12 protein-coding genes are annotated in these 13,098 nt (G+C 43.1%); 4 read left to right on the plus strand and 8 right to left on the minus strand.

Annotation, left to right across the window (positions count from 1 at the left end):
* Positions 1 to 255 precede the first annotated feature (255 nt).
* The 5 genes from V7L01_RS15875 to gvpN form a co-directional block, all read right to left on the minus strand.
* Positions 256 to 2,079, minus strand: coding sequence for an AAA family ATPase (locus V7L01_RS15875; protein WP_335036255.1), 1,824 nt, complete (start codon positions 2,077 to 2,079; stop codon positions 256 to 258).
* 454 nt (positions 2,080 to 2,533) lie between these two features.
* The gene (locus V7L01_RS15880) at positions 2,534 to 3,283 is read right to left on the minus strand and encodes a GvpL/GvpF family gas vesicle protein (protein WP_334876712.1); all 750 of its coding nucleotides are present in this window, start codon (positions 3,281 to 3,283) and stop codon (positions 2,534 to 2,536) included.
* 36 nt (positions 3,284 to 3,319) lie between these two features.
* Positions 3,320 to 3,754, minus strand: a complete 435-nt coding sequence (locus tag V7L01_RS15885; RefSeq protein WP_099098977.1) for a gas vesicle protein K — start codon at positions 3,752 to 3,754, stop codon at positions 3,320 to 3,322.
* On the minus strand, positions 3,741 to 4,091 hold the full coding sequence (locus tag V7L01_RS15890) for a gas vesicle protein (protein ID WP_334876716.1): 351 nt from the start codon (positions 4,089 to 4,091) through the stop codon (positions 3,741 to 3,743). The genes V7L01_RS15885 and V7L01_RS15890 overlap by 14 nt, the downstream gene beginning before the upstream one ends.
* A complete protein-coding gene (gvpN, locus tag V7L01_RS15895; protein ID WP_335036257.1) occupies positions 4,088 to 5,260 on the minus strand; it encodes a gas vesicle protein GvpN in 1,173 nt (390 codons plus the stop codon). The genes V7L01_RS15890 and gvpN overlap by 4 nt, the downstream gene beginning before the upstream one ends.
* Positions 5,261 to 5,472: 212 nt before the next feature.
* Between gvpN and V7L01_RS15900 the strand changes: the two genes are divergently transcribed.
* The 3 genes from V7L01_RS15900 (at position 5,473) to V7L01_RS15910 (ending at position 6,892) form a co-directional block, all read left to right on the plus strand.
* Positions 5,473 to 5,724, plus strand: a complete 252-nt coding sequence (locus V7L01_RS15900; protein WP_335036259.1) for a gas vesicle protein GvpG — start codon at positions 5,473 to 5,475, stop codon at positions 5,722 to 5,724.
* A gap of 488 nt (positions 5,725 to 6,212) precedes the next feature.
* Complete coding sequence (locus V7L01_RS15905) at positions 6,213 to 6,530, plus strand: hypothetical protein (protein ID WP_099098973.1); 318 nt, start codon at positions 6,213 to 6,215, stop codon at positions 6,528 to 6,530.
* Complete coding sequence (locus V7L01_RS15910; protein WP_099098972.1) at positions 6,527 to 6,892, plus strand: retroviral-like aspartic protease family protein; 366 nt, start codon at positions 6,527 to 6,529, stop codon at positions 6,890 to 6,892. Before V7L01_RS15905 ends, V7L01_RS15910 begins: the two co-directional genes overlap by 4 nt.
* Before the next feature lie 36 nt (positions 6,893 to 6,928).
* Here the strand turns inward: V7L01_RS15910 and V7L01_RS15915 are convergent, their stop codons facing one another.
* The 3 genes from V7L01_RS15915 to V7L01_RS15925 form a co-directional block, all read right to left on the minus strand.
* Positions 6,929 to 7,510 (minus strand): pentapeptide repeat-containing protein, encoded by a 582-nt coding sequence (locus V7L01_RS15915; protein ID WP_099098971.1) that lies wholly within the window; start codon positions 7,508 to 7,510, stop codon positions 6,929 to 6,931.
* Positions 7,511 to 7,688: 178 nt separating this feature from the next.
* The gene (locus tag V7L01_RS15920) at positions 7,689 to 7,973 is read right to left on the minus strand and encodes a hypothetical protein (protein ID WP_099098970.1); all 285 of its coding nucleotides are present in this window, start codon (positions 7,971 to 7,973) and stop codon (positions 7,689 to 7,691) included.
* 45 nt (positions 7,974 to 8,018) lie between these two features.
* Positions 8,019 to 9,917: an ArsA family ATPase gene (locus tag V7L01_RS15925; protein WP_335036262.1), complete on the minus strand. Its 1,899-nt coding sequence runs from the start codon at positions 9,915 to 9,917 to the stop codon at positions 8,019 to 8,021.
* A 403-nt stretch (positions 9,918 to 10,320) separates the two neighbouring features.
* On the opposite strand from V7L01_RS15925, the gene V7L01_RS15930 reads away from it, so the two are divergent.
* Positions 10,321 to 13,098: WD40 repeat domain-containing protein (locus V7L01_RS15930; RefSeq protein ID WP_335036264.1), on the plus strand; the 2,778-nt coding region annotated here is incomplete at its 3' end.

Below are 13,098 nucleotides of genomic sequence, written 5' to 3' on the forward strand. Positions count from 1 at the left end.
AAACTTGGGATACTTATTCTGTAATTAAGTTTGTACACATGAAGTTCTCCGGGACGCTTCTTTTGACATCAAAGATGTTTTCGGAGGATAAGTATCGCTCCTAACCCCCAGCCCCTTCCCTACAAGGGAAGGGGAGCAAGAATCAAAGCCTCTCTCCCTGTGGGGGAAAGGAATGGAAGTGGGGTTCTAAGGATAAGTTGCACATTGCGTTAAGTAGCTTCCGCTCTAAACTTCTGTGTTTTTTCAAGTCAGAGACTATTGAGATTGATGCTGATTAGCAAGCATTTGGTATGTAAGTTGGAAATCATCATTTGTAATCTGAATCAAGCTGGAGTCAGTCAATCCTTGGGCGCGGTATCGACGAATTGCGCTTAAAGCAGCTTGATTGCTCAATAAAGCCAAGTCTGCTCCATTCCAACCCTCGGTAACTGTCGCCCAGGTTTCTAAATCGACATCAACCAGGGGACGATCTAGATTGTGAACTCCTAAAATCGCTAATCGGCTGGCTCGATCTGGTAGATCGATTTTTATTTGTAAGTCCAATCTTCCGGCTCTGAGCAAGGCAGGATCGAGCGCTTCTGGACGATTGGTTGCTCCTACTAACAGTACTTTCGGGCATTCATGCAACCCATCGAGTTCGGTGAGTAGTTGACCGACAACGCGATCGCTAACTCCAGAATCACCAGTGAATCGTCCCCGTATTGGTGCCAGGGTATCAATTTCATCTATAAACACAACGCAAGGAGCTGCTTGCCGAGCTTTGCGAAAGAGTTCTCTGACTGCTTGTTCTGCGGCTCCTACCCATCGGCTGAGTAATTCCGGGCCATTCACAGCAATAAAGTTGGCTCTAGCCTGGGAAGCGATCGCTTTTGCAAGTAATGTTTTTCCGGTTCCCGGCGGCCCCCACAACAGAATCCCACGGGGAGGCTTGGCTTTGGTTTGCTCGTATAGTTCGGGATAGAGGAGTGCGCCCTCTACAGATTCTTGAAGTTTTTGTTTCACATCATCCAAACCACCAATGTCATCCCAACTTACACTTGGTGTTTCAATTGCTACAGACCTGAGAACTGAGGGTTTTATCTCCTTAATTGCTTCGAGAAAATCCTGCTGCATGATAGTCATGTTCTCAGGAACGGGACTGTTGAGCGAGGGGACTTGACGACGAAGGGCAATGTAGGCTGCTTTTTGACAAAGAGCTTTGATATCGGCACCGACAAAACCGACAGCCAAATCGGCGATCGCTCCTAAATTAATTGAAGTCTCCAAGGGCATGGCACTTGTCAAAATCGTCAGAATTTCCAATCGTCCATTGCGATCGGGAACTCGAAACTGAACTTCGCGATCGAAGCGTCCCGGACGACGCAGCGCCGGATCGAGATAATCGGGACGATTTGTTGCCGCTAATACAATTACGCCCTCAGTTTTGGCAAACCCATCCATTAACCCAAGCAACTGCGCCACTAGTCTTTTTTCAACTTCACCTTCCACTTGGCTGCGATCTGGGGCAAGACTGTCAATTTCATCAATAAATATCAAACAGGGAGCAGAACGAGTTGCTTTCTCAAAAATACTTCGCAAACGAGCTTCTGCTTCCCCGTAATACTTGCTCATCACCTCTGGGCCATTGATGGCAATGTAGTTTAGCTGTAACTCTTCTGCCAAAACACGGGCTGTTAAAGTTTTTCCCGTACCGGGCGGGCCAACGAGCAAAACCCCACGCGGAGGCTCTAACCCTAATTTCACCAATAAATCTGGACGTTTAAGTGGAATTTCAACTAACTCTCTGATTTCTTGGAGGACATCAGCCAAGCCGCCGATACCTTGCCAAGAAGCTTTTGAGTTCGTCCGAGCTGATGGGGGGGTGACATCAGCATCATCCATTGGTGTAGCTGCATCGGTGGAATTGGATCTGACTCGGCTGGAACTACTTGTTCTCGGAATATTGCCTTTCCGGGGAATACTACTGAGATTATGAGACCGAATTTGAATAGAAGTTTTTAACTCCCCTTTCTCTACTTTTTCTTCTAAAGCTTTGGCAATTTCTAATAGGTGTTCAAATCCTTTGAATATGTCGTCCATTGATTTAACTTAGAGGTTGTTTGAAAAGTGTTTTACTGTGATTTTGGGCAATTTTAGATCCCCCCTACCCTTTACAAGGCTACGGTGTACACACAGTCGAATTACCTCCCTTAATCCCCCCTTGTAAAGGGGGGAAACCGGAAAATCTAGTTCCCTCCCCTTTACAAGGGGAGGGTTAGGGAGGGGTAATTCCAATTCCATAACTTGTGTGTACACCGTAGCTTTACAAGGGTAGCCAGTGCGCGGTCTTCTCCCAAAGGGAGAGGCTAGCGCCAAGGGGGTTTCCCCCATGAGCAACTGACGTGGATTTAGGGGGATCTAGAAAGTTGTGTTATCGACAAGAGGACTTTTCAAACATCCTCTTAAATAAAAGGTAGAGAAAAATTTAAAAATTAAAAGTTTCAATAATTTTTCATTCTCAATTTTTATTGCTATTCACAGAGAGAGGAATTAATCAGTTGGAAGTGGTTAATCGAAGACGAGCAAAGTTATACGGGGCAGTGAAATTGTTGTAACGAATTCGCAATCGGTTTTCAAATTGACGATCGAGTGCTTCAACGTGTTCGCTAAATTGTAATTCTGCTTCCCAAGGAATTAGGTAGGCTGAATTGTAGATCATTGTGTCCACTTGGGGAGTATTTTCCACCACCTCGATCGCAATAGAGTTGAGCGTGCTTTTAAATACATCAATGATGCCTTGCTTGCGATCGTTAATTCCCTGTTCGATGGTTTGCCCTATTTGGATTACCCGCTCCATACTCAGGGGTTGACCGACTAGCTTATCCCTTTCGGTTTTGAGATTTGGGTGTTCTGCCAATAGTCCCTGAATTTCTGCCTCGGTATCCCAAAAAACTTTGACACTAACTTCTCGGCAACCCGATAACTTCGCAAGCAATTGCGTCAATTCTTCTTGATGAGGACGAATTAATTGCTGTGAAACCTTTTCCCAACTGGAAACCAAAAGTCCAAATTGCACGGGCAGTAAATAGCGATCGCCTCCTTGCATGATCTCCTCAAGGACTTTTTCATGACTTAGCAGGTTACGACGGCTGGCCAAATAACGCTCTTGCTGTGCTTCGGAGTAGATGACTGCAAAATCATCCAAAATTTTAATTTGTACGGGTTGCCGATCTAAGCCCTCTAAATTTAAATTTTGTGGAGCAGGCAAGGTCAAAATTCCATAAATGTAAAAGCCATAACTCATAAGAATGTCTTACCAAGAAGAATTTAGATAAAAAAGTTACAGGGGTTTAGAAGTGAGTACTAGTCTTAACTTGGCATGAACTAAGCTTAACTGAGCCAGTCCTAAGTCCAAGTCACCTTCAACCACAACACCCGTATTTAATAGGCGATCGAGAAGTTCTAAAATAGAAGGTTGACTAGAGGTTTCACCGGGGTAATATCCTCCAGATTGGGGAAGTAAATTTCCCATTTCACCCAAGTTAATATTTAGATCGGCTGGGTCAACATCAAATATCTCGCAAAGCTTAACAACCTGTTGTTCAAGCTGTTGTAGGCTTTCGGAAGCTCGATCTAGCTCATGGTCGCTGAGGGTGCCAGCATCCATTCGCCGAATCACCTGAGCTTCCATGAGTTGGCGTATCAGTTCAACAACCGTCAGTAACAACGGTGCTAAACCGGAATCGGAACCTTTTGATTTACTAATCGCCTGCATTCTGATGATTATTAGGATTGAGTGCTTTGAGCGATTGCAGTTCTGTTTCTAGACTGGCAAGACGCTCTTGAAGTTGTTGATTAGTTGCTAATAAGGTGTGAGTTTGACTATTAAGATAGGGGTCGCTCTCCCACCAGTTAATTCCAATCTCTTTGGCTTTATCAACAGAAGAAATCAACAAACGAATCCGAATGTTGAGCAATTCTGTGGAGCCTACGGAAATAGAAATATCTCCTGCGATAACAATGCCTTTATCCAGAACCCGTTCTAGAATATCTGCCAAGGTAGAACCTTGAGTTGATGTGGCGATCGCTCCCCGATTAGTATTAGTACTCATTTGTTTATTAAATGGCCAGAATCAAAAGCAACTGTTTGTGAGATGTTCGGCGACTCGGCATTGCCCTGCATTTGGACTAATACTCCCTGTTCTCTGAGAGACTTGAGTGCAGTCACAATTTGACTGCGATCGATCCCTAATTCTACTGCCAATTCAGAGAAACGCCTTCCTGGAGAATTACACAGGTAGTTGTAGACTTCATGCTCGTAAGGTACTCGTTGTTCCAATACAATCTGATTTTGGTTGTTTGGTATTATCTCTGACGGCTGAGATTGGGTATTTATACTATGATAGAATTCACTTAAAACCTCTTCCAGTAGGCGAGTTGACTCCATGAGAGGTTGATTCGTGCGAGAAAGCAGGATATCGGCACAAATATCTTGGAAGCTAGGATCTCCAGGGTTTACGGAAATTTCGTGTTCGTGGCAGATTTTGGCAATCATCAGACAGGAACGCAATCCACCGCCCTGTCCAGAACCAGATCGACTCCAAAACATCCGTACTAAGCGGACAATTTTTTCTGCTTTCTCAGAATCTATACCTGTTTTATGAACTACAATTTCCTGCTGACTCAGTTCATCAGGTGTAGGCATATCGATGGTAATAACACGATCCATCAAAGCATCCTGAGTTGCATGAACTCCACAATACTCTTGAGGATTTGATGTTAAGATTGCCCGAAACTGAGGATGAACCCGGATATACTCGGCTCGATGTTGGTTTGTTGGTAATACTAACAATCTCTCCTCAAGTACGGAGAGTAAAACGTTATTTACCTCCGGGTGCGATCGATTGAATTCGTCGTAAACCAGCGTGAATCCTTCTTTACAAGCTAGGGTTAATCGTGCATCAACCCAGTGTTGTCGGAGTTCATCCTCAACTTTAACAACGCTGTGGATATAGTTATCAACAACCTTTTTACGGGTATAACCTAATTGATTACCAATCAAGTCTGAGGTTTTAAACTCATCATCTCCAAATAAGAGGATGATCGGCTGGTTGAGCAAATCAGCTAGATGCATTGCCAGAGTAGTTTTTCCGACTCCGGCTGCACCACGTAAGTGTATGGAAAAACCTGACTGTAGATAGCGCAAAGCACGTTGAGCGACGCGTTGAACCGCAGGTGTATTGACAAATCGCTGGGGAGATGCATTTAATACTGTTGTCAAACTCTAAGTACCTCCTCAATAGTAATGTGTTATACGAAAGTCTTTTTTGTTACATTGCAAATATAAAATACAGATGTCAATCAACCTTAACTGGACTCAAATCCAACGGATTTTGGCATCAACACAAGACTAGTAATGTTTAATATTTATGTCATCAGCATGATTACGGTGTTGAGAGGATACCTTTAAGAAGTCAACACAAGTGTAAAAATATGGTTCTGCGCTTCTTACTATTACCGATTACTGGCCCATTAATGGGGGTAACGTGGCTTGGGGAAAAAATTTTAGAACATGCGAGTACTGAAATTGATGATAAAGAGAATCTCAGCAAGCAGCTTCTTGCACTCCAACTTGCTTTCGATATGGGAGAAATTCCTGAAGAAGAGTTTGAAATTCAGGAAGAAGCTCTTTTATTAGCGATTCTGGAAGCAGAAGAGGAGGAACGGAATCAGACACAAGAGTAAGGTTGGAGGCAGGAGGCAGGAGGAGAGGAGGTAGTGCGATGGACGGTTTACCGGCATAAAACAACTGCCGTGGCAGAAGGTAATCCCCATAATTAACAATTCAAAATTCAAAATGACGCTCTCTACGAGACGCTAAAAGCGTAGCTTGCAACTCTTACAGAGTATGCGGACTCGCTTGCCGCCGGCGCTAACAAAATTCAAACATTTTAGACATTTTGCCTACGGCACGCTGTTTGCGTTCAGACGGGGATTTAAACCCCGACTGAAACTGGCGCTACCTGTATTGTTGGGGTCTTAAACCCTTTGATTTACTATAAATTTCAGTAGACCGAAAACTTTTGCCAACATCGAAAATTAGTAGCTTGTGATACCGTGCATTCTTTTTTCACGGACAGTACCCGCGAACGCGAGGCTTTTTTCATCAAATTTAATCCGCGATGTGTGGATGAGGGAAAATATAAGTATCGCGATTCAGAATATAATCAGCCATGACTGAAACCAAACCCGCTCGTACCGCACGCAGAGGAAGAATATTCCCTGAAATTCAATGGAATGAAGAACAAAAAGCACGACATGAAGCCGAACGCGAGGCTCTTTACCAACGTTGTAAACCTATTTTTGATCGAGTCAAATCAGAATTAATTGAAACTCACTACAACTGGTTTGTTGCAGTTGAACCGGATAGTGGAGAATATTTTATTGATAAAGATTTAGAAGTAGTTTCATTACGGTGTCGCAAACAGCATCCAGGCAAAATCCACTATACTTTTCGGATTAATGAGTCTGGGGCTTGCGGCACGATATGACGATTGCCGGTTTTTTTGGTGATGAGGATGCACTACTTTTTGAAATTAATTTAATAACATCAGATGGATTGGAATTACCTGTTGAGGCGATGTTTGATACAGGTTTTTCGTATTGGTTAGCGATTAATAAGCAAGATATAGATGCACTTGGTTGGGAGCGTTTACGAGAGCAAACAATGCGAACTGCACGGGGAGATGTAAAATTTGAAATCTATCTTGGTCAAGTATTATTTGATGGCCAAGAGTTTGACATCCCTGTACATGTTGGCAAAGATTTAACAGAAGTTTTGCTCGGTCGTCAATGGTTAACAAATCGTCGGTTAGTCGTTGATATACAGTCGGGTGAATTAACATTGGGATAACTACGACCGATAATAAATTAGAAAAATGCCTCAAATTTAAGGCCAAAAGTCTTTAAGACTAGTGGTAACTTCTGGATCGGAGACGACTTCCCCATTAGGCATAATAGTCTCACATCTTTTAGTAGGCCCAGAAATATTTTCTAAAATAGCATTTCTGAAATTAGTTCTGTAGATATAAGTATTTTCAAAGGAAACTTCAACAATATTGGCTGACTCTAAATCAGCTTGCCTCAAATTGCAACTGTAAAAGCTGACTCTTTCCAAATTACTACACCTGAAAATCGTACCTTCAAAATCTCCATGCCCAAGATAAGCATCAGCAAGGTCGGCTCCTTGCAAACAGGCATAGCGCATGACAACATAACTCAAATTGGCTTTTCTGAGAATAGCTCGACTAAGATTAGCCCTATCAAATTGGGACTCTGCCAAGTCAGCACCACTCAAGTCAGCACCAGTGAGGTTAGCATCACTAAAGTTAGTAAAAATCAAATTGGATGCACTGAGGTTAACATCAGTGAGGTTAACGCCAGCCAAATCACCAGCCTTCAAATTAATCCCACTAAAGTCTCTTTCCCCAGTAGCGTACATATGCAACAACTCTTCAACAGTTATTCTCATCTATACCCATCCACATTAACCAATACATATTGCTCTAAATTAGCCGCTTTCCCTTGAATGTCGATTAACCCGAATTTCACGACATTAGTTAAGGGTTTTAATGCCGATATTTTAATTCAACTTTAAGCCGCGACCGCGCAAGTAAGTTGCGAAGAATAGGCAGCTGAAATCTTAGTACTTAGTATTCCAATATTATGGTGTTGAATTTTGGTGTCTTCTTCTCCAAGGCAGTCTTTGCTTGCTGATGAGTCATGTCCCCTTCAGCAATTGTTTGACTATTTAAAATGGCAAGACGCTCCTGAATCTGATGTCGGCGTGCTTCGAGTTTCTCTAGTTCCTCCTCTAAACGCTCCTTCTCTAACATCATTTTGTAAGCATTTAAGTAAGCTGTTGCTTGAGAACGTTGAGGAGGCATGGTGCTAAATTTGGCTGGAATTTGTCTGCGGTTTGGAGTGCGATGCATAATAAATTTCTCTTTGGGTATGAAAGAATTTAGTCTAATTAGCCGTTAAAATAAACAGGTAGCTGCTCCTTGGATGCGTTCTAAAGGCTGAACTGAGCGAGGAAGCATTGGTAAGCGAACTATTGTCAAACCTGGAAAATTTGTCTCGCAGTCATCGCAATTAATGGTTGCTTTAGAAGTAAAACGGTTGAGAACAAGGTAATTCTGGCTCACACCTATTTCTTGCATAGATTTGAACAAGCGTTGTTGTTCGGCAAGTACGCTAGTCTGGTTAAGTGTAACCCCAATGAACTCTGCTTGTTGTGCGTCTTTTAGCACTTTTTGGGCTTTGACTACGCGCTGTCGCAAAGTTCGTAAACGCCCCATAAACTCTGTACGACCAAGGACATTCTGATACTTGATCCAGAGTTTGAAAATCCAACCTAGCCAGTCTGCCAGTGCAGTTGGCATTTCTAGAAAACGCAGAAGATGACCTGTAGGAGCAGTGTCTAAAATAATCAAGTCTTCTTCTTGTTGCTCTAGCAATTCCATTACTGTTAACAGGGAAAGTATTTCATCAATCCCTGGTAAAGCTTGATCGACAATTTTGCGCCAGGCAGCAGGAGCATAGGCCATTTCAATACCTTCGCTTGTTTGGGTTTCGCCACTCATCATTTCGGCCAGTTCCCATAGGTAATCGGCTCTGAATTGATCGACAATGCGATCGCCATCTACTTCCTGACCTCGAAGATTGGTAGTTATTTGATATGGTTCGTGTCCTAAACTCAAACCAAAGGCATCACCCAAGGAGTGGGCTGGATCGATAGAAACCATGCGAATTTTGCGATCGGGATGTTGTTGAGCCATAGCCCAACCAATCGCAGCTGCTACTGTGGTTTTGCCTACTCCACCCTTACCGCCAATTAGTAACAGGCGACGACCTTCGGTCAGAAAATCTCCAAAGCTGGGAGGAATTTTTTCAGGCCATTGAATTGGGAGTAGATGAACAGGAGATAGTGGTTCAAGCTGAGGAATATGGATTTGGTCGATAATATTGCTGAGGGCGACAATTCCCAAAGGCTCCTTATCTTGTTGTGGCACAATAAACATCGGCTTTCCGTTAGCAAGAGCCGTATACTGGCTGATGAGCGGTTGTTGTTCTTGGTAACGATCTGGGTCAGTCGCACTGGCAAGGATTTGGTTAACAAACAACCCTCCGCAAGGAACCTGCATAGTTTCTAAGGCTTCTAGGAATCGTTTTGACTCCAACCAACTCATTGGTTCGGCGATCGCAACTAACAAACAAGCAGTATGGGTGGGATCTTGAAGCAGACGACGACCTTGCGACAGTTCAGCTTTCAGGGTTTGCAAAAACTCGTCAGCGCGATCGGGTGTGTAACTTCCAGCAAAGGTCTTGCTAATAATCCGATGCTTTTCTTGAAACAGTTCAAGAGAGCCGAGGAAAGTGTCTAAAAAGTCCATCAATCCAAACAAGTTGAGAGTATGACCGCTAGGAGCCATATCTACTACTACTCGATCTACCCGCTGCTCCTGAAAAAGGCGTTGGATCTCTAACAAGCCCATCAACTCGTCCAGTCCAGGCCAATTTAAATCCCAAACTGGCAGCAAGTCTGCTCCTTCAACAAAACTACCGCGCTCCACTAACAGTTCTAACACCTGACCATAACGTTCTTTAAACTCTTGTAGCAGAAGCTTTGCATCCAACGCCCTTACTAGTAGATTGGGTAGTTCCGCTATGGGACGAGGAATGTCATCAACGCTAACTTGTAAGACATCTCCAAGAGAGTGAGCCGGATCGGTTGAGATTAAAAGAATTTGCTCATTAGCAAATTTCTGCGCCCAACGACATGCAAAGGTGCAGGAGATTGTCGTTTTTCCGACTCCACCTTTGCCGCTAAACATAGCAAGGTGTAGGTTATCAAAAAGTTCCATCCCGTTTGTCATTTTTGGCGTTTTAGGATAAAGTTACTACATTTTTTGGAAAGTTACTTAAGTAATTTTGCTGAATAAACCTATTTAAAACCTTAATTTTTCACGGATAGGATTTACAAAACTTCTATGCTATGGGCTACCGTGTACACACAAGTTGGAAATGCTGATTAGCCAAGGTTTTACCCCACCCTAACCCTCCCCTTCTAAAGGGGAGGGAACTAGATTTTCCGGTTTCCCCCCTTTACAAGGGGGGATTAAGGGGGGTAATTCGACTTGTGATCCTATAGGGCGGCGATAGGGAAAGCTTTACAAGAGAATGTGTAATTAATTTTGTTGAGTTACTTACAAAGATTAGCCGAGGAACTATAACTGAGGTAAAGATTTAGCCAGAGATGTCCAAAAGTAAGGAGATAAGATGGTTAACAGTTCTGAAGGCGATATAAATATTGGCTGTAATGTCCAAGGTATTTCTGAATACGACTTTTTTTCTGACAGTAATTTTGAGGACATTCATTGTCGTCCACTCAAAACAGACTCTCCCTACTTAGGACTAAAAACTTTTGAAATTAAAGATAAAGACAAATTTTTTGGTCGGGAGAAGTGGATTGCTAATCTGGGCGATCGCTTAAAAAAAGATAATGTACTCTTGCTTTTAGGAGCATCAGACACTGGCAAATCATCATTGATTCGGGCAGGTTTAATTCCTTATTTAGGATCTAATAAAAAATCATTAATTAATATAAGTTTTCACCCAGATGAAAATCCTTTTAAATCTCTTTATCAGTGTCTTGCTTCTACTTATGGTAAAAAATCGTCACTAGCGGATATTTCTAAAGAAATAAGAGAAAATACCCTAATTAAAATTGTCACATTCCTCAAACAAGATTATCAGTGTATTCTGATTTTTATTGACCAATTTGAAGAACTGTTTACAAAAACTCAAAAACCGGAACGCGATAAATTTTTTGCTAGTCTCTTTCAACTGTTCCAGCAGCAGGATAGCTCTGTCAAAATTGTTTTAACAATGCGGTCTGATTTTTTGGATAAATTTAGCGAGTATCCCCAACTTGCAAAGATCCACGATCGCTATAGTCGTATACTCACTAGAATGAGCGATGGAGAATTAAAGTTAGCGATCGCTGAACCTGCTGCTAAAAATGGCGTTACCTTTGAACAAGGATTAGTTGAGCAAATTATTCATGATTTTCACCAACAAAATGATTATTTACCACTTCTGGCATACACCTTAGATGTGCTGTGGGAAAGAGAAAATATTGTAAATCGGGTTCTGAAGACAAAGACTTATCAAGAACTAAAAGAGCAAACGTTTGGTTATTTAAGCGAACAAGCTAATCAATTTATTAATCCTAGTCTTGGATGGCCCGATCGCCAGGAACAAGAGATTCAAAAGTTAAACCTTGCACTGACTGAATTAAAACTACGCGAACAATCCGCCAGAGTTTTGAATTTACTTCCTGTCCAACCACTAGAGGGTTTGGTGCTGGCAATTCAAACAATGGGTGAGAATTTAGAGAAATATCCAAACCAGCTTCTAGCTCCTGTTTTGGGAAGCTTAAAGGAAGCAATGAACACACCCACAGAGGCAAATAGCTTGCGCGGACACGAGCAAGAGGTTAATTGTGTAGCCTTTAGTCCTGATGGCAAGTTTATTGCCAGTGGCAGTAGCGATTCTACGGTGTGCTTGTGGAATATCATTGGCAATCCTACTGCTCAATTTTTGTGTGGACACGAGCAAGAGGTTAATTGTCTAGCTTTTAGTCCTGATGGCAAGTTTATTGTTAGTGGCAGTATTGACGGAATTTTGTGTTTATGGGATCTACAAGGTAATCTCATTGCTCAACCGTGGCAGGGACATGAGGAAGGAGTTATTTCCGTCGCCTTTAGCCCAAATAGCGATGGCTGCGCTAACCCCTCCGGGGTACGCATTGTCAGTGTTGGTTTTGACGGAACAGTGTGTTTGTGGGATTTACAAGGTAACGCCATTACTCAACCTTGGCGCGGACACAAGGAAGGAGTTATTTCCGTCGCCTTTAGCCCAAATGGCGATTGCATTATCAGCGTTGGTTTTGACGGAACGGTGTGTTTGTGGGATTTACAAGGTAACAGCATTACCCAACCTTGGCACAAACATAAACATGAGGCAAAAATTATTTGCGCCGCCTTTAGCCCCGATCGCAATTTGATTGTCAGTGGTAGTAGTGATTCTACAGTGCGGTTGTGGGACATCCAAGGTAATCCCATCGGTCAACCTTGGCACGGGCATGAAGGACATATAAATTCTGTAGCGTTTAGCCCTGATGGCAAGTTTATTATTAGTGGTAGCTGCGATCGGACAATACGCTTGTGGAATATCAATGGCAACGCGATCGCTCAACCTTGGCGTGGACATGAAGGACAGGTTAATTCCCTAGCCTTTAGCCCCGATGGCAAGCTGATTATCAGTGGTGGCGATCGCACAGTGCGTTTGTGGGAGCTAGATCAAATACTACAAGATCGGGTCATCAGGCGATCGCAGCGCAAATATGAGAATTGGGTCAATTCTGTCGCCTTTAGCCCTGATGGTCAGTGGATTATCAGTGCTAGCAATGATTCGACAGTGCGCTTATGGGATATTCACGGCAACCCCATTGGTCAACCTTGGCGCGGACATGAAAAAGAAGTTAATTCTGTCGCCTTTAGCCCTGATGGTCAGTGGATTGTCAGTGCCAGCAATGATTTGACAGTGCGCTTGTGGGATATTCACGGCAACCCCATTGGTCAACCTTGGCACGGACATGAAAAAGAAGTTAATTCTGTCGCCTTTAGCCCTGATGGTCAGTGGATTATCAGTGCTAGCAATGATTCGACAGTGCGCTTATGGGATATTCACGGCAACCCCATTGGTCAACCTTGGCGCGGACATGAAAAAGAAGTTAATTCTGTCGCCTTTAGCCTTGATGGTCAGTGGATTATCAGTGCCAGCAATGATTCGACAGTGCGCTTGTGGGATAGCAACGGCAACCCCATTGGTCAACCTTGGCACGGACATGAAAAAGAAGTTAATTCTGTCGCCTTTAGCCCTGATGGTCAGTGGATTGTCAGTGCCAGCAATGATTCGACAGTGCGCTTGTGGGATAGCAACGGCAACCCCATTGGTCAACCTTGGCACGGACATGAAAAAGAAGTTAATTCT

This window comes from Nostoc sp. (genome assembly GCF_036917095.1).
Classification (GTDB): domain Bacteria; phylum Cyanobacteriota; class Cyanobacteriia; order Cyanobacteriales; family Nostocaceae; genus Nostoc.

What these genes read in the sequence shown, in the direction of transcription:
- V7L01_RS15875 (WP_335036255.1), bottom strand. Translation starts at nt 2,079, where the DNA reads ATGGACGACATATTCAAAGGATTTGAACACCTATTAGAAATTGCCAAA.
- V7L01_RS15880 (WP_334876712.1), bottom strand. Translation starts at nt 3,283, where the DNA reads ATGAGTTATGGCTTTTACATTTATGGAATTTTGACCTTGCCTGCTCCA.
- V7L01_RS15885 (WP_099098977.1), bottom strand. Translation starts at nt 3,754, where the DNA reads ATGCAGGCGATTAGTAAATCAAAAGGTTCCGATTCCGGTTTAGCACCG.
- V7L01_RS15890 (WP_334876716.1), bottom strand. Translation starts at nt 4,091, where the DNA reads ATGAGTACTAATACTAATCGGGGAGCGATCGCCACATCAACTCAAGGT.
- V7L01_RS15900 (WP_335036259.1), top strand. Translation starts at nt 5,473, where the DNA reads ATGGTTCTGCGCTTCTTACTATTACCGATTACTGGCCCATTAATGGGG.
- V7L01_RS15905 (WP_099098973.1), top strand. Translation starts at nt 6,213, where the DNA reads ATGACTGAAACCAAACCCGCTCGTACCGCACGCAGAGGAAGAATATTC.
- V7L01_RS15910 (WP_099098972.1), top strand. Translation starts at nt 6,527, where the DNA reads ATGACGATTGCCGGTTTTTTTGGTGATGAGGATGCACTACTTTTTGAA.
- V7L01_RS15915 (WP_099098971.1), bottom strand. Translation starts at nt 7,510, where the DNA reads ATGAGAATAACTGTTGAAGAGTTGTTGCATATGTACGCTACTGGGGAA.
- V7L01_RS15920 (WP_099098970.1), bottom strand. Translation starts at nt 7,973, where the DNA reads ATGCATCGCACTCCAAACCGCAGACAAATTCCAGCCAAATTTAGCACC.
- V7L01_RS15925 (WP_335036262.1), bottom strand. Translation starts at nt 9,917, where the DNA reads ATGACAAACGGGATGGAACTTTTTGATAACCTACACCTTGCTATGTTT.